This window comes from Streptococcus varani (assembly GCF_001375655.1).
GTDB classification, from domain to species: domain Bacteria; phylum Bacillota; class Bacilli; order Lactobacillales; family Streptococcaceae; genus Streptococcus; species Streptococcus varani.
Genome location: NZ_CTEN01000013.1, coordinates 1 through 967, shown reverse-complemented (window position 1 = coordinate 967; position 967 = coordinate 1). Strand labels below are relative to the sequence as shown.

The 967-nt window shown below is 44.5% G+C and carries 1 pseudogene; it reads left to right on the top strand.

Annotated features, from left to right (window positions below):
- Window positions 1-10 precede the first annotated feature (10 nt).
- A pseudogene (locus BN1356_RS12390) lies at window positions 11-900 on the top strand (reverse transcriptase domain-containing protein); the annotation flags it as partial.
- Between the last annotated feature and the right edge of the window lie 67 nt (window positions 901-967).

The following is a 967-nucleotide window of genomic DNA, read 5'->3' as shown; positions in this document are numbered from 1 at the left end:
ACTCTAACAGCTTAATGATGGCTATGAGTGGATTGTGGACATTGACCTTGAGAAATTCTTCGACACAGTTCCCCAAGATAGATTGATGTCTCTTGTCCATAACATTATCCAAGATGGAGATACAGAGTCTCTGATTCGTAGGTATCTTCATTCGGGTGTAGTTATCAATGGACAGCGCCATAAAACGCTGGTGGGAACACCACAAGGTGGGAATCTATCTCCCCTCCTGTCCAATATCACGCTCAATGAGCTGGACAAGGAATTGGAAAATCGAGGGCTTCGTTTCGTCCGGTACGCAGATGACTGTGTCATCACAGTTGGGAGCGAAGTATCTGCCAAACGTATCATGTATTCAGTTAGCCGATTCATTGAGAAGCGACTGGGATTGAAAGTCAATATGACCAAGACTAAGATTACCAGACCGAGTCAACTGAAGTACCTTGGATTCGGATTCTGGAAATCAGCTGAAGGGTGGAAAAGTCGTCCACATCAAGAGAGTATCCAGAGTTTCAAGAGGAAACTTAGGAAGCTCACAACACGCAAATGGAGCACTGACTTGGGTAGCCGTATTGAGAAACTCAACTGGCTTATTCGCGGATGGATAAACTACTTCGCATTGACTAACATGAAGTCAGTCATGGGAGAAATTGATAAACGATTGAGGACACGAATTAGAGTTATTATTTGGAAACAATGGAAGAAGAAGTCAAGGCGACTTTGGGGACTACTTAAACTAGGGACTCCCAAATGGATAGCTGATAAGGTATCTGGCTGGGGTGACCACTATCAATTAGTGGCACAAAAGTCAATTCAGCTATATCAAAACCAGTCCTCGCTAAACGTGGACTGGTTTCATGCCTAGATTATTATCTTGAACGACATGCGTTAAAAGTTAGTTGAACCGCCGTGTGCCGAACGGCACGCACGGTGGTGTGAGAGGGGCTAGGAATTAGTCTCTACTCGATTG